Genomic DNA, 21290 nt, shown 5'->3' with positions numbered 1-21290 from the left:
CGACGGAATGTTCAAGCGTTGACGTATGTCACCGTATCTCCCGGCCCGACGCCCAGCAGTGTCGCGGCGGCGGCATCCAGCGTCACGCCGCCGTCCGCAGCGTCGACTTTGCCGAGACAGGCGCGGAAATCGGCGAGGCGTCCGGTGGCGACGAGGTGGCTGGCTTCCGCCTCATCCGCCGGAGTGATCGCGGCGATCACTGCGGTGCGGGCATCCTGCACGGTGCGGATCAGGTCGGTTTTCGCGAGCATGGTGGGGCCGCCGTCGAAGATGTCGACGTAGTTCTGGAACGCGAAGTTCTCGTTTTCCAGCATGCGCATGGCCGGGCGGCCGGAATAGTGCGGCTGGCCCATCACCTGCCGCGCCGCTTCGGACAGCAGGGCGCAGTAGATCGGGTGCTTGGGCATGAGGTCGGCGATGAACTGGTTGCCGTGCTTGGCGTTGAACTCGTCGGCATCGCGGAAGCTCATGTCGAAGAAGCGCCCGGCAAGACCGTCCCAGAACGGCGAGTTGCCGGCATCGTCGATGGCGCCGCGCAGTTCGGCCAAGGTGGTATCGCCGAAGCGCGCGCGGTGCGTCTTGATGAACAGGTAGCGGCTGCGCGCCAGCAGCTTACCGACGCCCGCCGAACGCTCGGTGGCGTCGAGGTAGAGGCCGCCCACTTCGCTCGCCCCGTCGAGATCGGTGCAGAGCGTCAGCATCTCGGCGCGGAAGGTGCGGTCCAGTTCCTTGGAATGCTGGGTGATCCGGCCGAGGCGGTAGGAATAGAACGGAAACTCGGTGCCGACTTGCGAGAAGGCCTGGCAGGTGCCGCGCACTTTGCCGGTTTCGGTGTCTTCGAGGATGAAGACGAAGAGGTCGTTGGCGATCTCGTCGCTGTCGCGTGCGAAGCTCTTGGCGGTGCGCTTCAGCTTGGCGTCCAGCGTCGGCTTGTCGGGTGGCAGGTTGGTGAAGCCGCCGCCTGTGCCCTTCGCCATGCGATAGAGCGCTTCGAGGTCCTTTTCCTGGGCGGTGCGCAGGAGGAATGTCATGCGGGCAGAACTCCGTGGCGGTCCAGTCTATGCAGGACGAGGGCGGTGAGGCGGGCGCGGGCGTCGAGCGAATCGGCCAGCAGGTATTCGTCCGGCGAGTGGATCGATCCGCCGAGCGCGCCCATCGTGTCGAGCACCGGCACCCCGCAGGCGGCGATATTGTTGCCGTCGCAGACGCCGCCGGTATCCTTCCAGCTCATCGGTTGGCCGAGGTCGGCGGCGGCCCGGCTGACCATGCCGTAGAGCGCCTCGGTCTTCTCCGAGATCGCCTTGGGCGGACGCGAGACGTGGCCGTGGATGTGCATGTGCACATCGTGCGCGGCGGAGACCTCGGCGACGGCGGCTTTGATGTAAGCCTGTGCTTCGGCGGCGAGTTCGGGCGTGGCCGGGCGCATGTTGAAGTGCAGAATGGCAAGATCCGGCACGGTGTTGTTGGGCGCGCCGCCTTCGATCTTCGCCGGGTTCACCGAGAGGCCGGGACGGCGCATCGCGGCAAGGCGCAGGGCAAGGTCGCTGGCGGCGAGCAGGGCGTTGCGGCCGTCCTCTGGGTTGCGTCCGGCATGGGCGGAACGGCCATGGACGACGACGGCGTAGTTGCCCGAACCCGGTCGGGCGCGCGCCATCTGGCCGCCGGGTAGTGCCGGTTCGTACGTCAGCGCGGCCAGCTTGGCTTTGGCCAGATCGGCGATGAGGGCGGCGGAGGAGAGCGAGCCGGTTTCCTCGTCGCTGTTGATCAGGACATCGTAGCCGAGCGTCGGATTGGTGCGCTCGTAGGCGGCGAGACCGGCCAGCATCAGTGCGAGGCCGCCCTTCATATCCGCGGTGCCGGGGCCGTTGAGCGTGTTCTCGTCCAGCCAGTCACAGGTCTGGAAGGGGTGATCGGTCGGATAGACGGTGTCCATGTGGCCGGTAAGGATCACCCGCCGCTCCGCCTCGGGCCGGACCGAGAGGACGAGATGGCGCCCGTGGACGACCTCGCGCGTCTGGCCCCGGCTGTCCACTTTCTCGACCGGGGCGGGATCGACCAGCCGTACTTCGCCGGGCAGCGCTGCGAAGGCATCGGCAAGGTGCCCGGCCATTGCGGCGAGGCCTGCGATATTCGCGGTGCCGCTGTTGATCGCCGCCCAGTCCAGCGTGTGGGCAAGGATCGGCGCGTGCTCGACGGGGGCGAGCAGGTCCCGTTCCTCTCCCGTCAGGCCCGTCATGCGGAGAGCTTGCCAGTCAGCGCGCCGCTGTTGCCGTCCACGCTCGCCGCCTCGAAGCTGGCGACCGGATAGGCGCAGTAGTCGGCGGCGTAATAGGCGCTGGGGCGGTGATTGCCGCTTTCACCCAGACCGCCGAACGGCATCGATCCGGCGGCGCCGGTGGTCGGGCGGTTGCGGTTGACCACGCCCGCGCGGCTTTCCAGCACGAAGCGGTCCCACAAGGCGTCGTCCGCGCTGACCAGCCCCGCCGAAAGGCCGAAGCGCGTGGCATTGGCGGCGGCGATGGCGGCGTCGAAATCGGGGACGCGGGTGACTTGCACGATGGGCGCGAAGATTTCCTCGTCGGGTACGTCCACACCGGTCACGTCGAGAATGCCGGGCGTGACGAAGGCGCCGCTGCGACCTTCGATGCCCTCGAAGGCGCGGACCACCGTGGCGCCGCGCTCGATGAGGTCGGCGAAGCGCGCCTTGGCGGCCTCGGCGGCCTGCACCGAGATCAGCGGGCCGAACCATGGCTCGGGCGCGTCATGCCATTCGCCGATGGTCACGCGGTCCGCCAGCGCGGCGACCGCATCGACCAGCGCGGTGCCGAAGTCGTTGTCCGGCACGATCAACCGGCGCGCGCAGGAGCAGCGCTGGCCGGTGGTGATGAAGCTCGATTGCACGACGACAGAGGCGGCTTCGTCGAGATCGCCGTCCCAAACGACCAGCGGATTGTTGCCGCCAAGTTCGAGCGCGAGGATCACGTCGGGCCGGTCCGCGAAAATGCGCCGGAAATGCGCGCCCGCGCCTGCGGAGCCGGTGAACAGCAGCCCGTCGATATGGCCTGCCACCAGCGCCTCGCCGGTGGCGCGCGCGCCGTGGACGATCTGGAACACGCCTTCGGGAAGGCCCGCTTCGGCCCCAGCCTCAAGCCACGCATCGGCCATCGCCTGCCCGGTCGCCGGGGTCATTTCGGAGGGCTTGAAGACCACCGTGTTGCCCGCCAGCAGGGCGGGGACGATATGGCCGTTGGGCAGATGACCGGGGAAGTTGAACGGGCCGAGCACCGCCATCACCCCATGCGGGCGGTGGCGCAGCACGGCGGCGCCGAAGGGCATGTCCTGCCGCTTCTCGCCCGCCCGCTCGGCCTGCGCGGCGATCGAGATGCCGACTTTGCCGATCATCGAGGCCAGTTCGGTGCGGGTCTCCCAGAGCGGCTTGCCGGTCTCGCGGGAGATTACCTCGGCGATCGCGTCCTTTCGGGCTTCCAGCACCGCCTTGTAGCGCTGCACCGCCTCGACCCGCGCGGCGACGGGCAGGGCGGCCCAGGCCGGGAACGCGGCGTGGGCGCGCTCCAGCGCGGCATCGACGGCGGCGCTATCCGCCACTTCGCCTTCCCAGACCAGCGCGCCGCTGGCCGGATCGAACGACTGGAGCAGGCTCATGCGCCCCTCGTCACGGCGAAGATGCCGGTGGCATTGCCGGAATCGAAGGTGAGATCGAGCTTGCCAGTCTCCGGATCGATGTCGCGGGTGATGAACTCATAGAACGAGCCGGGCACCGGCAGCGGCACTTCGCTGCCGTCGGCCTCGCGGAACGGGCGTACGACCTTGTCGGCGAGGATCGCGGTCTGGCGCACCCGGCCATTCTGCGAGATCTCGACCGAAGGCTTCATCGGATAGCCGTCTTCCTTGAGTTCCTCGGCCAGCGCCGCGACATTGGCGGTGCGGGTGGTCGCGTGGTTGAAGGCATTGCCTTCGGTGGCGATCCAGGCGCCTTCCTTGGTCTCGGTAAGGAGCACTTCGTAGTCGGCCAGCGTCGGCGGCTCGTGCTGGCGCTCGAAGCAGGCGAGCGCGCCCTTGAGCGCGACGACGGCCTGGTCGAACGGGCAGCCGCCTTGTGCAGCCAGTGCATCGAGCGCAGCCCATTCGGCCTCGCCCAGCGGGTCGGTCGACGTGCCGAAGACATTCGCGCAGGCCGCCTGCGCGCCTTCGGAAAGCTGGTCGACATGGAGTTCGGATACGAAGAACTGCGGGATCGTTTCCGGCAGGTCGCGCTGGACATAGGCGCGGCCGGTCATGCGGAGCTTGGGCAGCGGATAGAGCCCGCCCACTTCGTAGCCCAGCGGCGCGAGGAAGCGGGCGAAGGCCTCTTGACCGCTCGGCAGGGCGCCGGTCTCGCCGTCGATCGTGCGCAGGGCGCCATGGTCGAAGACGATCGTCTCGCCCGCCTCGCGCACCGACTGCACATAGCGCGCGGCGGTCGGTACGCGCTCCAGCAGGTCGGCGAAGAGCGCGGCGTTGAGGGCCATCGCGACTTGCGCGCGCGAAACGGTCTCGTCGCTGCCCGAGAGCATGGGGTCGATGGTAAGGACGGTGAGAGCGGAACTCGCGGCATCGGCGCCGATCGCCGCCGAGACGAGGCGGAAGAGCGTCTGATCCTGATCTGCGAAAAGGCTGGAGGCGGAGGGCATCGTATTCCCGTCGTTTCTCTGTTGCGCGTAGATCGGACATAGGAAAGCCCCATGGTCAAGTCCATGCCGCGCAGAACCGGGCAGTGCTTTTTTGTCTATACTTTTAGGCGTGATCCAATGGCGCAGAGATGCGATTCGCAACTGCACAAATGTGAACGCAACGCTTTTCCGCGCTCTGCACGGCTTTGGCGACGGGCGGCCTGCCGCTTTATGTAAGATATATTGCAGTGCAGCGGGAAACTCATGGCACCCTTCGGGCTTTCATTGAGCATTCTCCTCCTTCTCTTGCGGGGTGCGCATGAACCTGATGTCCCATGACCAGCAGCCCGCTCCTCCGGCGCCCGAAATATCGGGCGAAGAACCCTGCGGGAAATCGGCTACCGCCAAGGTCCGTTCGATCTTCGAAGTGGTTCCATCCGGCAGTGGCGTCGACATGGAGGAGCGCTTGCCGGAGCGCGCCCTGCACGTCGCGCTGATCGGCAACTTCGCGCCGCGCAAATGCGGGATTGCCACGTTCACGACCGATATCTTCGAACAGCTGCGCGCATTTCATCCCGAGATGACGCTCGACGTCCATGCGCTCGACGACCCTTCCCAGCCGCTCGCCTATCCGGGTGTGACCGGGACGATCGCCTGCAACGATCCCGAGGACTATGCCCGTGCCGCCCGCCAGATCAACGAGGCGGGGGTGGACGCGGTCTGGCTCCAGCACGAATACGGCATCTTCGGCGGCCCCGACGGCGAGATGGTGCTCGGTTTTGTGGACCGGCTTGCGGCGCCGCTGGTGCTGACGCTGCATACCGTGCTTTCCGACCCGTCCGAGCGCCAGCGCGCGATCCTGCGCCATCTGATCGCTCGTGCCTCGCGGATCATGGTCATGTCCCGGCACTCGCGCGACCTGCTGGAAAGCGACTACGGCGCACCTGCGCGCGTGCTCGAAGTGATCGAGCACGGCGCGCCCGACCGTCCCTTCGGTCGCCATGACGAATTCAAGGAAAAGCTGGGGCTGGAAGGCCGCAAGGTGCTGATGACCTTCGGGCTGCTCAGCCGCGGCAAGGGGCTGGAGCATGCGATCCGCGCGCTGCCCGCGATCGTCGCCCGCCATCCGGAGGCGGTCTATCGCATCGTCGGCGCGACCCACCCCAACCTTGTCGCGCACGAGGGCGAGGCTTACCGCGAGGAGTTGCAGGCGCTTGCCGAAAAGCTCGGCGTTTCGGCGCATATCGCCTGGGAAAACCGCTTCCTGGAGACCGACGAGCTGCTCGATCAGCTCGAAGCCTGCGACATCTATCTCACGCCTTATCTCGGCCTGCAGCAGTCAACCTCCGGCACGCTCAGTTATGCGGTGGCGCTGGGCAAGGCGGTGGTTTCGACGCCCTATGTCCATGCCCGCGAACTGCTGGGCGAGGAGATCGGCCGCCTGATCGAGCCGGGTTCGAGTGAGGCGATCGCCGAGGCCGCGAACGCCCTGTTCGATCGCCCGGCGGACCTTTCCGCGATGCAGCGCCGCGCCTGGGCGCGGGGTCGCGAGATGATCTGGCCGCGCTTCGCCGATGCCGGACGGCGCCTCGTCGCCCGCGCTTGCGCCCCCGAACCTGCACTGCCGCCGATCACCGCGACGCCGGGCCTGGCCGCGGTGCTGGCGATGAGCGATGCCACCGGCATGCTCCAGCACGGGGTCGGCGTCGTGCCCGACCGGCGCCATGGCTATTGCCTCGACGACAATGCCCGCGCGCTCATGCTGATGAACGTCGCGCGCGGGTTGCCGGTGGCCGAGCGGATGAAGTGGAGCCTCGTCTATGCCGCCTTCGTGCAGTCGGCCTGGAACCCCGAGCTGGGCCGCTTCCGCAATTTCATGCGCTTCGATCGCAGCTGGTGCGAGGACGAGGGTTCGGAGGACTCGAACGGCCGTGCGGTCTGGGCGCTGGGCCAGACTTGCGCGCGGGCGCCGGACCAGAGCCTGTCGGACTGGGCGCTCCAGCTTTTCGAGGAGGTCCTGCCCGCGCTTGCGATGATCGAATCGCCGCGTGCGCGGGCTTTCGCGATGCTTGGCGCCTGCGCGGTGCTGCGCCGCGAACCGCGCTACGCCGCGGCCCTCGACTGCGTGCGACAAGGCGGCGATTTCCTGATGCGCCTGCTGGGTCATGGCCGCCGGCCTGACTGGGCCTGGTTCGAGGCGGTGCTCGGCTACGACAATCCCCGCCTGCCGCAGGCGCTGATCGAGGCCGGGCTGGCGCTGGGAGACGAGAGCTGGATCGGCGCGGGGCTGGAAACGCTGGAATGGATTTGCAGGCAGCAGGTCTCCGCGCGCGGGCAGTTCCGGCCGATCGGTTCGGAGAGTTTCGGCAAGCCCCATGCCTACCTGCCGTTCGACCAGCAGCCGCTGGAGGCGCAGGCCGCCATCGAGGCCGCATGCAGCGCTTGGACCGCCACGCGCGGTGCGTTCTGGGGCGAACATGCCTTGATCGCGTGGCACTGGTTCTTCGGCGGCAACGATCGCGGGGTGGTGCTCGCCGATATTGCGACGGGCCGTTGCCGCGATGGGGTCACGCCGAGGGGCGCGAATGCCAATTGCGGTGCGGAATCCATTCTCGCCTTCCAACTTTCGCATTATGCTCTGGCCGAGCTTGCCGTTTCGGCGCCGCTGGGACGCGGCGGCGGATTGGGTGGCGGATTCGGAGGAGGATTGCTTGAATCGGCCCGAGAACGTCTGGTCTGAACCGCTTCACATCTTCGAGACTCGTCTCTACGCCGATCCGGCGCGAGTCGTTCTGCGGCCCTTCCACCTTGGCTGGCAGGGCAAGAACGCGCCCGGAGACCGTGCCACCCGGCTGGTCGAGGACGTGGCCGGGCTCAGCGAGGAGCAGGTGGCGAGCGAATACGAACGCGTCCTGCGCGACTTCAAGGAGCGCCATTGGCAAACCGAGAAGATCTTCGCTGAGCGCTTCGACGAAGTGGCGAAGAACCTGGAACTCGATCCCGCGCAGTTCTCGGAAACGCGCCAGCGGCTGATCGGCGCCTATTTCTGCCACGAATATACCTTTGCCGCGGCGGCGCTGATGAACCCCTCGATCGTCCCGGCACCGGACCAGTCGGGCATGCAGGGCGATGCGGTACGCTTCATCATGAGCCTGCGCGCGGTGGGAGAAGGGCACATCAGCTCGATCGCCTTTCGCGAGGGCATTGCCGAGGCGGACGGCACGTTCTGCCTCTGGCCCCAGGCGTCCTTCGCGACTTCGGTGGAGCTGGACGAGGAAGAACAGGTCGATTGCGAGGAGACCGTCTGGGTCCATCGCCATGCGGAATCGAACCTTTCGAACACGGTGATCTTCCCGATCACCGAGCAGCAGCGCGGCGGGCTGGAGGATTTGCGCCTCGTGCGCTTCGACCACGGCGACGGCGATTACGAGTGGGTGGGGACCTACACCGCCTATTCCGGCAGTTCGATCCGCTCCGAACTGCTGCGCACGCGCGATTTCCGCAGCTTCGAACTGGAGCCGATCCGGGGCCGGGCCGGGCGCAACAAGGGCATGGCGCTGTTTCCGGAAAAGATCGACGGTCGCTTCACGATGGTCGGGCGGCAGGACGGCAAGAACCTGTTCCTGCTGCGCTCCGACGCGCTCGACACCTGGGACGACGACGGCGTGTTGCTGATGGAGCCGAAGTATCCCTGGGAGTTCATCCAGATCGGCAATTGCGGTAGCCCGATCCCCACCGAGCACGGCTGGCTGCTGTTCACCCACGGCGTCGGCGCGATGCGCAAGTACGCGCTGGGCTGCGCACTGCTCGACCTCAAGGACCCATCCAAGGTGCTGGCGCGCACGGTGGAGCCGGTGCTGACGGCAGAGAACGCCGACCGCTCGGGCTATGTGCCGAACGTGGTCTATACCTGCGGCGCGCTGAAAGTGGGGGAGCGGCTGCTGCTGCCTTACGGCATTTCCGATAGCACCGTGGGGTTCGCGACCTGCGAGATCGAGAATCTGCTCAAGCTGATGGCGTGAGAGACCCTTGAACAGCGCTGAGTTATCTGGAGTCACCCGTCATCCCAGCGAAAGCTGGGACCGCTGTCGGCTTGCCCTGCCTCTTCGTATACGGCTCAGGCCTGCGACGGCTCAGATAAACCGACAGCGGTCCCAGCTTTCGCTGGGATGACGGCATGAGTACGACGGGGCGACGACCTATCCCGGCCGTCGCCCCGCAACAAACCCGTCAGCCGTGGGCGCCGAACTCGTTCGCCAGCGCGGTGGTGATCCGCAAGGACAGGGCGTAGCACCGCGCGATCGGGTCGATGAATTCGCGGTGGATCTGCGCATAGCCGGTCGCGCTCGAGTCCGGATAGTCGCTGGGCTTGTCCACCTTGAAGTCGTCGATGGAGGGGAAGCTCGTCGGGAAGGCGCGGCGTAGTTGCCCGAGGCCATCCTCGACGCGCAGGGTGAAGAACATCTCCAGCACGTCGTCGCGGCTGATGTCGTTCGCGCGGCTGAACTGCGGAACCATGACGGCGCGCAGGAACATGTGCTTGAACAGGGCGATGCGCAGCGATTGCAGCACGCCGAGGCTGCGGCGGGTATGCTCGCGGTCCGGCAGCGGCGCTTCGTCCGGCAGCAGGTCGAGCAGGAAGTGCAGCTTCATCGCATCGACGCGCAGGCGCGAGGCGAGGCGGCGATAGACGCCGGTGCGGTCATCCTTGGTCAGGTATTCCGCCAGCTTGAGGCAGGCGTCGGCGATGTGCTGCTCGTCGCCGCGATAGGGGCGGCTGGCCCAATAGGCCGAGTTGAACAGCTCGCCATAGGCCGCCACCGTCTTGATCGAGGCCAGGGCATTGGCGTGCCGGGCAAGGCGCATCAATTGCTGGCCGCGCTCGCTCTCGCGCAGCAGCGCGGCAACTTCCTCGCGGTTGCCGTCCGACGCGGTGCCGATGCCCGCGATCACGTTCACCGGATAGCCAAGCTGCTGGAGGATCGCGTTATGCGGGATCGCGCGGATCTGGCGCAGGCTCATCGAGCGGTCCGACGCAAGGTCCGACTGGCGGCGCGATTTGCGGCTGCCGGTATCGTTGAGCAGGCCGAGGCCGAACGCCGTGATCGCGCGGCTGTAGGTGCTCGATTCGAGATGCTCGTGCTGCACGCCGCGGATCGCGCGGTAGAAGTCGAGGCTGAGGTCGGTGCGGCGATAGAACAGGTCGGTCGGCGCATCGGCATCGGCGCCCCACAGCGGCATTTCGGCCATGCGGGTGAGCGTGGCGAGCGCCAGTTCATCCGAGCCGAACCAGAGGTAGCCGTCACCGCCCTGGAACGAGACTTCCGGCTCCAGCCGGATGCCCGCGCGCAGGAAGCGGCGGCGCGCCCAGGGGCTCATCGGCCACTGGAAGCGGTCCTTGAGGCTGGACGGGTGCGCGCCGCGACCCATGGATTCGCCGTGAGTGTTGAAGATCAGCGCCGAAACGTCGGTGAGACCATTGGCGACCATCGCTTCGGACAGGCGGCCTTGCAGACGCTCGATGGCAAGTGCGGCAGGCACCTGCCCGACGAAGCGGCCCGCGTCGGAAAAGCCGGTCTGGATCGAGACCCGGCCGCGCTTGTGAGCATAGTCGCGGTAGGCAGGCTCGGCCAGCACCGCGTCGAGGAAGCGGCCGCCGTGTTCCAGTGCGGTCTCGGTCTCGAACAGCGGCGAGACGTCGACCTTCTCGTCGATCCCGAACATCCGCGCGAAGTAGAGCGCGGCGAGGATCGTGGTCGGCTCCTCGCATTCGGCCACCAGCATGCGGATCGGCGCGTCGGCGTCGATATGGCCGAGGATCTGCGCCATCGCCAGGAACTGGCGCACGGCGGTGGAATTCTCGATCGCGAGCGCGGCGAAGTTGGATTTCAGCGGGGTGACTTCGGCCAGCAGCTCGCGCATGCGGGCCAGCGCGGCCTGACTGGCGAGGTTCAGCTTGCCTTCCGGATCGATGCGCAGGCGGATCGCGTTCTGAAGCTGCGAGGCGTTCACGCGGAAGTGAATCCAGCCCATGCCGAGGCCGTCCGCGCGCATGGCGGCGGCGGCCACGAGAAGCGTGCGCGCCTGGTCCTGATCGGCGTGGCGCGCCTCTTCCTCCAGCCGGGCGATCACGCCTTCTAGACTGACGAGCCGGTCAGGGTGTTCGGCGGTCAGGGCATTGGCGGCTTCCGACAGGGCTTCGGGCGAGGACAGGTCGGCGGCGAAGCGGCTGACCATATCCTGCGTCAGCGCGGCGGCGCGGGCAAGCTGCTGCGAAATCTCCGGCGCGGCCTGCGCGAGGCTTTCCGCATAGCGGGCAAGCCGCTCGGCCTTTTCCTCCAGCCGGTAGCGGATCGAGGTGGACCAGCCGATATCGGTGCGGCCGTCCATGTCGTAGCCGACCCATGAGGCGAAGCGCGCGGGCATCGGATTGAGGCCCTTCCAGCGCTTGGGCCAGCGGGCGGCGGCAATATCGAACAGGCGTTCGTTGATGCGGTCGCGGGCCTTCTGGCCGCGGGCGATCGCTTCCATCGCCTTGCCGTGCTCGTAGTCGAGGGTGATCGTGTCGCGGTCGGGCGAGGCGGCGCAGACGGTGGCCTCGCTGTGGTCGCCGGTGGAGGCGGCGTGAGTCACGGCCTCGGTCTGGGCGGTGGACAGCAGGAAGGTAGGGTGTCCGGTGAAGACGACATGGGCGGCGGGGCGCTGCCAGCGCACGGCGAAGGCGGTGAAATCGTCTCCCGCTGCCGTGGCGTCGGCGGCGGCGTCCAGCCGCTTTTCGTTTTCGGCCGGAGCGATGGGGGCGAGCAGGCGGTCAAGCCGCGCAGCGCGGGCGCGCAGCCCTTCGCACTCCATCTCGGCGACGAGGGCCTCGATCTGGTCGAGGCCCATTTCGCCGTTTTCCAGCTGGCGCGACAGTTCGAGCCCCAGCTGGAAAACCGGATTGTAGAGCGGCGTCTGGGCGGTCAGGACATGGAGTTCCTGAAGCCTGCGGTCGAGATCGTCGACCGTGGTCAGCGCCGCCCCCGTCATCGGGGAAGCCCCGCGGCGAGGCGGGCTGCCGCCTCGATCTTGGCCACATCGGGCTTGCCCTTGGGGACCATCCAGCTGCCGCCGACGCAGAGCACGGCATCGAGACCGAGCCATTCCGGAGCGTTCTCCGGGGTGACGCCGCCGGTCGGGCAGAACTTCGCCTTGAACAGCGGTGCGGCGATGGCCTTCAGTGCCGGAGGACCGCCCGCCGCCATGGCGGGGAAGAACTTCAGGCGGTCGAACCCGCATTCCAGCGCGAACATCACGTCGCTGGCATTGGCGGTGCCGGGCAGGAACGGGATCTGCGACTTGTAGGCGGCTTCGGCCAGCATCGGGGTGAGGCCGGGCGAGACGATGAATTCGGCGCCTGCGTCGATCGAGCGCTTGAGGTCGTCCGGCGAAAGCACCGTGCCCGCGCCGACCACGGCGCCGGGAACCTGCTTCATCACCTTGATCGCCTCGATCGCGCATTCGGTGCGCAGCGTCACTTCAAGCGCGGGCAGACCGCCTGCAACGAGGGCTTCGGCGATCGGCAGGGCGTGTTCGATATCCTCGATCACCAGCACCGGAATCACCGGGGCGAGACGCATGACCTTTTCGACGGCTTCGGAGATGCTGCTCATTGGACGTGCTCCCTGACATAGGCGGCAGCCGCGCCGAAGAGGCCGGGCTGCGGATGGGTGATGAGCTTGACCGGCATCTGCGCCATCATGCCCGCAAAGCGGCCCTTGGCGCAGAATCGCTCGGCAAAGCCCGAGGACAGAATGGTTTCGCGGATACGGTAGCCGAGGCCGCCGGCGATCACGACGCCGCCCGCACCGTGGGCCAGCGCGCAGTCGCCCGCCGCGCTGCCGAGGGCGAGGCAGAAGCGATCCACCGCGGCGGCGGCCAGCGGATCGGACTGGTCGGTCCCGGCGGTCCAGATCTCGACGTCGGTCATCTCGTGCACCGCGCGGTTCTCCATGGCGGCCAGCGTCTGGTAGATATCGACGATGGCGGGGCCGGAGACGACGCGCTCGGTGGAGACGCGGTTGTGACGCTTGCGCAGGCGGGCGAGGATCGCGTCCTCGATCAGGTCGAGCGGGGCATAGTCGGTATGACCGCCTTCGGTCGCCTGCACATGATAGAAGCCGCCCTTTCCGTGGGGCAACCCGTTGCGCCACAAGTGCGCGACGCCAAGGCCGGTGCCCGGGCCCAGCACGCTGAGCGTGCCCGATGCGGGCAGCGGCACGTCCGGTCCGGCGAGGTGCAGGAACTGGTCCTCGGGTGCCAGCGCGACGGCATAGGCGACCGCCGCGAAGTCGTTGACCACGGTGTAGTGTTCCACGCCCAGCTTTTCCTGGATCAGGCCGGGGCGGATGATCCAAGGGTTGTTGGTGAAGCGGATCACCTCGCCGCCGACCGGCCCGGCAATCGCGATCGAAACGGCAGCGGGCAGAGCACCGCCCATGCGCTCGCGGAAGGCTTGCCAGGCGAGCTGGAAGCTGCCGTGGTCGCTGGTGTGCAGGGTGACGGGTTCGCCCAGCGTGATCTGCCCCGCGTGGCTGACCGTGGCCAGCGCGAAGCGGGCGTGGGTGCCGCCGATATCGACCGCAACGAGGTCGGTGGTCCCGGAGTCGCTCACAATCCCGCGACCTCCAGCATCGACGAGCCGCCCTGTTCGGCGCCGCCCGCATTGATGCGGAACATCGCGAAGAGTTCGCGGCCCATGCCTTCGGCAGGCGCGGGGAGCGGGGCGGGGGTACGGCCCGAAAGGTCGGCCGTGGTGGAAAGCGTGCCGTCCTCGGCGGAGAGGCGGACGATGTCGCCGTCCTGGAGATAGGCGATCGGGCCGTCGGCCAGCGCTTCCGGCGTGACGTGGATGGCGGCCGGAACCTTGCCCGAAGCGCCCGACATGCGGCCGTCGGTGACAAGCGCCACCTTGAAGCCGCGATCCTGCAGCACGCCCAGCGGCGGCGTCAGCTTGTGCAGTTCGGGCATGCCGTTGGCGCGCGGGCCCTGATGGCGCACGACCACCACGACATCGCGGTCCAGTTCGCCCGCCTTGAAGGCATTGATGACGCCTTCCTGGGTTTCGAACACGCGGCAGGGCGCCTCAATGGTCCAGCGCTCCTGATCGACCGCGCTGGTCTTGAAGGTGGCGCGGCCGACATTGCCGGAGACGAGGCGCATGCCGCCGTCGGGCAGGAAGGGCTTGGCCACCGTGCTCAGCATGGTGTCGTCGCCGCTGACCGCGGGGGCGGGCTTCCACTTGAGTTCGCCGTCATCCAGCGTCGGCTCGGTGGCATAGGCCCGCATGCCGTCCTTCGAGACGGTGAGGATATCCTCATGCGCAAGGCCCGCATCGAGCAGTTCGCGCACGACCCAGCCCATGCCGCCAGCAGCGTGGAAGTGGTTCACGTCGCCCGAACCGTTGGGATAGACGCGCGTGATGAGCGGCACGGCAGCGGAAAGCTCGTCGAAGTCCTGCCAGTCGATATGGATACCGGCGCAGCGGGCCATGGCGGGCAGGTGGATCGCGTGGTTCGTCGATCCGCCGGTGGCGAGCAGGCCGACGATGGCGTTCACGATCGCCTTTTCGTCCACGAGATGGCCCATCGGACGGAAGTCGTCGCCCTTGCGGGTCATCTCGGTCACGCGATGAACGGCGGCGCGGGTCACGGCCTGGCGCAGCGAGGTGCCGGGCGGCACGAAGGCGGCGCCGGGCATGTGCAGGCCCATCATCTCCATCATCATCTGGTTGGAGTTGGCGGTGCCATAGAACGTGCAGGTGCCCGCCGAGTGATAGGAGGCGCTTTCGCTGGCCAGCAGTTCCTCACGGCCGACCTTGCCCTCTGCATAGAGCTGGCGGACCTTCTGCTTCTCCTTGTTGGAGATGCCGCTGGGCATCGGCCCCGAGGGAATGAACACGGCGGGCAGGTGGCCGAAGCGCAGCGCGCCCATGACGAGGCCGGGGACGATCTTGTCGCAGATGCCCAGAAGCGTCATGCCGTCGTACATCGCGTGGCTGAGCGAGACGGCGGTGGAGAGGGCGATGGTGTCGCGGCTGAACAGCGAGAGTTCCATGCCGTCGAAGCCCTGAGTCACGCCGTCGCACATGGCGGGCACGCCGCCCGCGACTTGCGCCGTCGCGCCCACTTCGCGGGCGTAGAGCTTCATCTGCTCGGGATAGCGGCCATAGGGCTGATGCGCCGAGAGCATGTCGTTGTAGGCGGTGACGATGCCGACGTTGATCGCCTTGCCGGTGGCGATGGCGGGCTTGTCCTCGCCGCTGGCGGCAAAGCCGTGCGCGAGGTTGGAGCACGAAAGGAACGAACGGTCGGAATGACGGCCGGCTTCACGCTCGACCAAGGCGAGATAGCGTTCGCGGCTGGGCTTCGACCGTTCGATGATGCGATCGGTCACGCGGGCGACCACCGGGCTGAGGTTGCTCATGGGGTTACTCCTGCACTTTCCGTCTGTCTTTTTTGTCTCAGCCTCCCGAAGCCGCCGCTACGGGATCTCCCGAGCGAGGCTTGAAGGCATTTAGGTAACCGGTGTCAACATCTATCTTCCACCGGTTTGCGGGGAATTGCTTGCAGCCCGGGCATAAGAGGGCGCCCACGCACCCCGGTCATATAGGGTGCGTGTCAGGTTCATGCCCGCGCCGGTTGCCTTACTCGTGCCACGTGACGCCATCGCGCTCGGCGAGGGCGATGGCGGCGGAGGGGCCCCAGCTTCCGGCAGTGTAGGTCTTGGGCTCCTGAGCCTGTTCCTCCCACTCGGTACGGATCGCGTCGATCCAGTCCCACTGCGCTTCCACTTCGTCGCGGCGGACGAACAGGGTCTGCTCGCCTTCGATGAGGTCGAGCAGCAGGCGCTCATAGGCGATGCGGCGCTGCGGACCCGCGAAGGCGTCGGGCATCGAGATGTCGAGCGGGATCGAGCGCAGGCCGAAGCCGTTGCGATCGAGGCCCGGCACTTTGGCCATGAGCGAAAGCGTGATGTTCTCGCTCGGCTGGATGCCGATGACCAGGCGGTTGGGCACGGTGCGCGCGCCGCGGCCGTGGAAGATCGAGTGCGGCACGTCGCGGAACTGGACGACGATCTCGGTCGTGCGCCGGGGCAGGCGCTTGCCGGTGCGCAAGTAGAAGGGCACGCCCTGCCAGCGCCAGTTGTCGATATGCGCCTTGATCGCGACGAACGTCTCGGTGTTGGAATCCTTGCCGAGTTCGTCGTCGTAGCCCGGCACGGCCTGGCCGCCGATGGCCCCGGCGCGGTACTGGCCGGTGACGGTCTCGTTGGCGGCGACCTTGCGCAAGGAGCGCAGGATCTTCACCTTCTCGTCGCGCACGCTGGTGGCGTCGTAGCTGACCGGCGGCTCCATCGCGACGAGCGCGAGCAGCTGGAGCATGTGGTTCTGCACCATGTCCCGCAGCGCGCCCGAATCGTCGTAATAGGCAACGCGCGATTCCAGGCCCACGGTCTCGGCCACGGTGATCTGCACGTGGTCGATATGCGCTGCGTTCCACAGCGGTTCGAACATCAGGTTGGCGAAGCGCAGCGCCAGCAGGTTCTGGACGGTTTCCTTGCCCAGATAGTGGTCGATGCGGAAGATGCGGTCTTCCGGGAAAGCGCGGGCGACGGCGTCGTTGATGACCTTGCTGGAGGCAAGATCGACGCCGAGCGGCTTTTCCAGGCCGATGCGCACGTTGTCGCCGGCCAGACCGCTGGCCTGAAGGCCGCGAATGGTCGGCTCGAACAGGCTGGGCGCGGTGGAGAGGAAGATCGAGAGGCCGTCTTTCGGCTCACCCACTTTGGCCGCCAGCGCGTTGAAGCCTTCCATCTGGTTGGCGTCGAGCGTCTGGTACGACAGGCGGTTGAGGAACCGCGCCATGCCGCCGCGCCGGTCGGCGGGCAGGAACTGTTCGAGCGAAGCCCGCGCGAAGTTGCGGAATTCCGCATCGTCATGCTCGGAACGGGCGGTTCCGACGATCTCGATCTTGGGATCGAGCAGGCCTTCGGCATCGAGCGCGCAAAGCGAGGGGAGAAGCATGCGGCGCGAAAGATCGCCGGTGGCGCCGAACAGGAGCAGGCGGTCGGACGTGAATGGGGCCGAAATCGAATTGGTCACTGGGCGCAGTCCACCTTCTGGGGGTTATCCACCTATATGGTCATTTTCCGCCGGGGATCGGCGGGTTCCTCCTCCTGTGCACCCCTGCCATGAGCCCCGCGAGGAATAGATGCCTCTTCGCGGTTGCAGCATGACACGGACTGCGTGGGTCGTGCTAGGCGAGAGTGCGCGAAACCTCAACCTCGTTTGCACGGATTGAACGGGAGAAGTGCCTGCATACGTATTTAGAACCGTAGAGGATGCGATTTTCCGCAAGTTCGTTGCGGCGGCGTCTTTGTCCTGTCGTCAGGTGCGGGCATGGAGAAAGATCGGCGCCGCGGAAAACGGCTGCCATGAAGGATAGAAAGCGAAGATCATGGCCGGTGACGGCGTCCACCTCCTCGAACATCTCCAGACCCCCGCGATGATGGTCTCGCGCGGGCAAGTGCGCTTTGCCAACGGTGCGGCGCGGGCACTGCTGGGCGCGCATATCGTCGGACAGGACGTGCGCATCGCCATCCGCGAGCCGCGCGCGGTCGCCGCGATCCTCAGCGACGAAGGCGGCATCGCCCGGGTCAGCGGCCTTTCCACCGGCGGTAGCGTCTGGGAAGTCGATTGCCGCGTGGTCTCGCAGACCGACCGGCTGGTCAGCCTCTACGACCTGTCGGAACGGGTCAGCGTCGCCAAGTCGCACGCCGATTTCGTCGCCAATGCCAGCCACGAACTGCGCACGCCGCTCGCCAACGTGCTCGGCTATGTGGAGACGCTGCACAACCCCAAGGCGGGCGGCGACGAGAGCGTGCGCACGCGCTTCCTCGACACCATCCGCCACGAGGCGCAGCGCATGCAGGCGCTGATCTCCGACCTCATGTCGCTGTCGCGGATCGAGGCGGTGAAGCACGAAGTGCCGTCCGAACGGGTCGAAATGGTGGCACTGGCGCGGGAAATCGCGGGCGAGGCGCGCGGCGATGCGCAGATCGAGGTCCAGTCCAACAGCGCCCAGGCGGTGGTGACGGGCGATCGCGGCCAGCTTGCGCAAGTGCTGCGCAACCTCATCGACAACTCGCTGAAGTACGGCAAGCAGGGCGGCCCTGTGGATGTCAGCCTCGAATCGACGCCGACCGGCTGGGTGCTGGTGACGGTGCGCGATCACGGCGACGGCATCGCGCCGGAGCACCTGCCGCGCGTGACCGAGCGCTTCTACCGCGCCGACACCAGCCGCAGTCGCATGGTCGGCGGGACCGGGCTCGGGCTCTCGATCGTCAAGCACATCGTCGAGCGCCACCGGGGCCGTTTCGATATCGACAGCCGACCGGGGCAGGGCACCACCGCCTCGCTGATGCTGCCGCTGCGCAAGGAAGAGGCGGCGCGGTAAGGGGAGCGCGGTTCGAGCGTCCTCAGAAGTCCAGCTCGAACCGTGTGCCAACCACTTGTGCATTGTAGTCGGTCTTGCCCGAGGGCAGGGCCTTGGCGCCGGTGTAGTCCATCAGCGCATAGTTCACGTTGAAGCGCAGGTTCTGGATCGGCTCCCACACGAGCGCGGCGATGTAGCCGTTCTGGGTGCCGCCGCGAATGTCGCGGTCGTTGAGGTCCAGCCAGTCGTAGCGCAAGGTGAAGAGCAGCGAGCCCATGCCGCCTTCGCCCATCGGATGGGCGGGCTTCTCGACGCGGAAGATGCCTTCCTTGTAGCCGCGATGGTCGCCCTTGGTGAGGAAGATGCCGGTCTCTGCATAGGCGCCCTGGAAAGTGACGGTGGAGGCATCGACGCGGTTGGCGGTGAGGGCGTGATACTCGGCCGCCGCATGCCAGCGGCCGCGAATGGCGGCGAACTCGACGCCGTAGTGGTCCTCTTCGGACACGTTCATCACCGGCGTACCGATCAGGCGGGTATTCGTCGAATGGACGTAGGGGCGCTGGCGGTAGCGGGTGTCGCTTTCCGCCAGACGGCCGAGGCGGCGCCAGTGGGCCGAACCGCCGAAGTGCAGCTGCAGGTCGCCGAGCTTCGGCGCGAACACGAGGCGGCCGTCGAGACCGTAGCTGTTGTTCTCGTCGCCGCCGTCGACGCCGTCGCTGTCGTTGGCGAGCGCGCCGATATCGTCGGTGAACACGCCCGCCTGCGCCAGCCACGGTCCCTTGCCGTACTGGAAGGCGAGGCCGAGACGGCGCTCGAAGTTGAAGGCGTCGGTGAAGGCGGCGCGCTCCATCACGCTGCCGCTGGTGTCGCCGGTGAGTTCGTCGAGCGACTGGAACGAGTTCTGGTTGCCGAGCCGGACCTGCCACGGGCCGTTGTGATAGCCGACATAAGTATCGACCAGATCGACGGCATTGTCGGAGAGTTCGAGTTCCAGCTTGTAGTCGAACCCGGCGCCCAGAGCGCCCTCGGCGCCGAGGCGGATGCGGCGCATCTCGTTCGAGAAGCCGAGGCCCTTGTCGTTCAGGCTGCCCGGACCCTTCACGTAGTTGGCGTCGGCCTGGATGCGGCCCTTGACCTTGAACAGGCGGTCGCCCTGCGCGAATTGCGGGCTGCCCTTCCACTCGATGGCGGTCTCGTCCTTGGCCTTTTGCTTGGTGGCGGGAGCGGCGGTCCCGGCGGCAAGGGCGGGGGTTCCGGCCGGGGCGGTGTTCTGCGTCGAGGCGGCAGCCGCATCCGCAGCGGGAGCGGCGGCGTTTAGCCGGGCTTCCATCGCCTCCATCTGCGCCTTCATCGTGCGGATCTGGGCGCGCAGGGCTTCGGCTTCTTCCGCCGAGATCGCCTGCGCCTGCGCGGCGGAGGCGGAAAGAACGACGGCGACGGCCGTTGCACAAGCCATGACGAGACGCATTAGGGCATTCTCCACTGCGCGGCACCGATATGCCGGTCGCGACGGGGGGCGACTATTGCCGTCCAATGACACTTTGATGACTAATGTGACTGTCGATGTGACAAATATGACGACGGGCACGCGCCTATCGGCTGGGCGTTTGCGGCCCGGATCGGCGGTGGTGGATCGTTCGCAACGGGCGCGAAAGGGCGGTTGATTAGGGCACGTTTCCTCGGAGGCCATGCGTAAGCCTTTCTGACATCACGGAAACGGCCATGGCTCTGCGCCGGACGTCTCTCGCGGCATCGCAGGGACGTGCCTCCGTCACGGCAACGGGAACACCGTCCGGCAGACCTGCCGACGCTCCCGACAAGGCGCGGCGTGCAGGTGTCTGTTCGCGACAGAATGCAGACGTAATGTTGCTGTCAGAAGACTCGTCGAAGGGAGTCGGGGAATCGCCGCGTGCGATTCGCTATTGTCGCATCACCGTCATGTTTCTGTGCCGCCCACCGTTCCGACCCAGGGTTCGATGCCGCCGAAACCCCAGCATTTGCGCGGCTTGGCGAGTTATGTCACTTCATTGTCATGGAAGTGTCATCCTACCCCAATAGGGGCGTCGCAGAGATAAAACCCAAGGGGTTAAAACCATGCGTTCGACCAAGACCATCATCTTTGCTGCCGTCTCCGTCCTCGCTCTGAGCGCCTGCGGCGGATCGGGCGGTTCGAGCGCGGGTTCGCGCGACTTCGTGCGGGCCGTCGGCTCCTCCACCGTCTATCCCTTCGCCACCGCCGTTGCCGAACAGACCGCGAAGGCGGGCGGCAAGTCCCCGGTCATCGAATCGACCGGCACGGGCGCGGGCATGAAGCTGTTCTGCGCGGGCGTTGGCGCCCAGCACCCGGACATCGAGGACGCCTCGCGCCGGATGAAGAAGTCCGAGTATGACGAATGCGTCAAGAACGGCGTGACCGAGATCGTCGAGATCCAGGTCGGCATCGACGGCATCGCCTTTGCCGAGGGCAAGAACGGCCCCAACATGAAGCTGACGCCGACCGACATCTACAAGGCGCTGGCCGCCAATCCGTTCGGCAAGCCCAACACTGCCAAGACCTGGAAGGACGTGAACCCGTCGCTCCCGGCCGAACCGATCCTCGTCTACGGCCCGCCCTCGACCTCGGGCACGCGCGACGCGCTCAAGGAACTGATCCTCGAAGCCGGTTGCAAGACCGACGCCGCCACCAAGGCGCTCAAGGACAGCGACAAGGACAAGTACGAGGCGACCTGCCACGACATCCGCGAGGACGGCCCCTATGTGGACGCCGGTGAGAACGACAACCTGATCGTCCAGAAGATCTCGCAGAACCCCAAGGCTATCGGCATCTTCGGCTACTCGTTCCTCGAATCGAACGCGGGCACCATCAAGGGTATCCCGATGTCCGGCATCGAGCCGACTTACGCCTCGATCTCCGACTTCTCGTACCCGGGCGCCCGTCCGCTCTACATCTACGTGAAGAAGCAGCACCTCGCGCCGATCAAGGGCCTCCAGGCCTATGTCGCCGAATGGGCCAAGTCGTGGGGTCCCGACGGCACTCTGAAGGCCAAGGGCATGGTCATCTCGCCCGATGACGTCCGCGCCAAGAACGCCGACATCGTCGCCAAGATGACGCCGCTCGATCCCTCGGTTCTGAAGTAAGCCCCCG

14 protein-coding genes are annotated in these 21290 nt (G+C 67.0%); 4 read left to right on the top strand and 10 right to left on the bottom strand.

All coding sequences use genetic code 11. The features are described from left to right. Positions 1-11: 11 nt before the first annotated feature. Genes V7066_RS16855 through V7066_RS16840 form a run of 4 tightly spaced genes read right to left on the bottom strand, consistent with a single transcriptional unit; the run spans position 12 to position 4691 of the window. Positions 12-1031, bottom strand: coding sequence for an arginine N-succinyltransferase (locus V7066_RS16855; protein WP_334184142.1), 1020 nt, complete (start codon positions 1029-1031; stop codon positions 12-14). Beyond that, positions 1028-2236, bottom strand: coding sequence for a hydrolase (locus V7066_RS16850; protein WP_334184141.1), 1209 nt, complete (start codon positions 2234-2236; stop codon positions 1028-1030). Before V7066_RS16850 ends, V7066_RS16855 begins: the two co-directional genes overlap by 4 nt. Then, positions 2233-3663: a succinylglutamate-semialdehyde dehydrogenase gene (gene astD, locus V7066_RS16845; protein ID WP_334184140.1), complete on the bottom strand. Its 1431-nt coding sequence runs from the start codon at positions 3661-3663 to the stop codon at positions 2233-2235. The genes V7066_RS16850 and astD overlap by 4 nt, the downstream gene beginning before the upstream one ends. Then, positions 3660-4691: a 2-oxoadipate dioxygenase/decarboxylase family protein gene (locus tag V7066_RS16840; RefSeq protein ID WP_334184139.1), complete on the bottom strand. Its 1032-nt coding sequence runs from the start codon at positions 4689-4691 to the stop codon at positions 3660-3662. The genes astD and V7066_RS16840 overlap by 4 nt, the downstream gene beginning before the upstream one ends. A 433-nt stretch (positions 4692-5124) precedes the next feature. Here V7066_RS16840 and V7066_RS16835 point away from each other — a divergent pair, with 433 nt between their 5' ends. Next, positions 5125-7410 (top strand): glycosyltransferase family 4 protein, encoded by a 2286-nt coding sequence (locus tag V7066_RS16835; RefSeq protein WP_334184157.1) that lies wholly within the window; start codon positions 5125-5127, stop codon positions 7408-7410. Continuing rightward, entirely contained in the window at positions 7382-8692 is a 1311-nt protein-coding gene (locus tag V7066_RS16830; RefSeq protein WP_334184138.1) for a glycoside hydrolase family 130 protein, read from the top strand. Before V7066_RS16835 ends, V7066_RS16830 begins: the two co-directional genes overlap by 29 nt. Before the next feature lie 208 nt (positions 8693-8900). On the opposite strand, the gene V7066_RS16825 is transcribed toward V7066_RS16830, so the two are convergent. The 5 genes from V7066_RS16825 to zwf all read right to left on the bottom strand — a co-directional run bounded on the left by V7066_RS16825 (position 8901) and on the right by zwf (position 16812). Beyond that, positions 8901-11699, bottom strand: coding sequence for a phosphoenolpyruvate carboxylase (locus V7066_RS16825; RefSeq protein ID WP_334184137.1), 2799 nt, complete (start codon positions 11697-11699; stop codon positions 8901-8903). Then, positions 11696-12322 carry a bifunctional 4-hydroxy-2-oxoglutarate aldolase/2-dehydro-3-deoxy-phosphogluconate aldolase gene (gene eda, locus V7066_RS16820; RefSeq protein WP_334184136.1) on the bottom strand — a complete coding sequence of 209 codons (627 nt, stop codon included), beginning with the start codon at positions 12320-12322 and terminating at the stop codon, positions 11696-11698. Before eda ends, V7066_RS16825 begins: the two co-directional genes overlap by 4 nt. Continuing rightward, the gene (locus tag V7066_RS16815) at positions 12319-13323 is read right to left on the bottom strand and encodes a glucokinase (protein ID WP_334184135.1); all 1005 of its coding nucleotides are present in this window, start codon (positions 13321-13323) and stop codon (positions 12319-12321) included. Before V7066_RS16815 ends, eda begins: the two co-directional genes overlap by 4 nt. Beyond that, positions 13320-15134 (bottom strand): phosphogluconate dehydratase, encoded by a 1815-nt coding sequence (edd, locus tag V7066_RS16810; protein ID WP_334184134.1) that lies wholly within the window; start codon positions 15132-15134, stop codon positions 13320-13322. Before edd ends, V7066_RS16815 begins: the two co-directional genes overlap by 4 nt. Positions 15135-15354: 220 nt before the next feature. Then, on the bottom strand, positions 15355-16812 hold the full coding sequence (gene zwf, locus V7066_RS16805) for a glucose-6-phosphate dehydrogenase (protein WP_334184133.1): 1458 nt from the start codon (positions 16810-16812) through the stop codon (positions 15355-15357). Positions 16813-17167: 355 nt separating this feature from the next. On the opposite strand from zwf, the gene V7066_RS16800 reads away from it, so the two are divergent. Next, a complete protein-coding gene (locus V7066_RS16800; protein WP_334184132.1) occupies positions 17168-18166 on the top strand; it encodes a sensor histidine kinase in 999 nt (332 codons plus the stop codon). Between the two features lie 22 nt (positions 18167-18188). Here V7066_RS16800 and V7066_RS16795 read toward each other — a convergent pair whose 3' ends face one another. Beyond that, a complete protein-coding gene (locus V7066_RS16795) occupies positions 18189-19601 on the bottom strand; it encodes an OprO/OprP family phosphate-selective porin (RefSeq protein WP_334184131.1) in 1413 nt (470 codons plus the stop codon). A gap of 638 nt (positions 19602-20239) precedes the next feature. Between V7066_RS16795 and V7066_RS16790 the strand changes: the two genes are divergently transcribed. Beyond that, complete coding sequence (locus V7066_RS16790; protein WP_334184130.1) at positions 20240-21283, top strand: substrate-binding domain-containing protein; 1044 nt, start codon at positions 20240-20242, stop codon at positions 21281-21283. The last annotated feature ends 7 nt before the right edge of the window (positions 21284-21290 follow it).

Source organism: Novosphingobium sp. (assembly GCF_036820275.1).
In the GTDB taxonomy this organism is placed as follows: Bacteria; Pseudomonadota; Alphaproteobacteria; order Sphingomonadales; family Sphingomonadaceae; genus Novosphingobium.
This window is presented reverse-complemented; position numbering and strand designations above follow the sequence as displayed.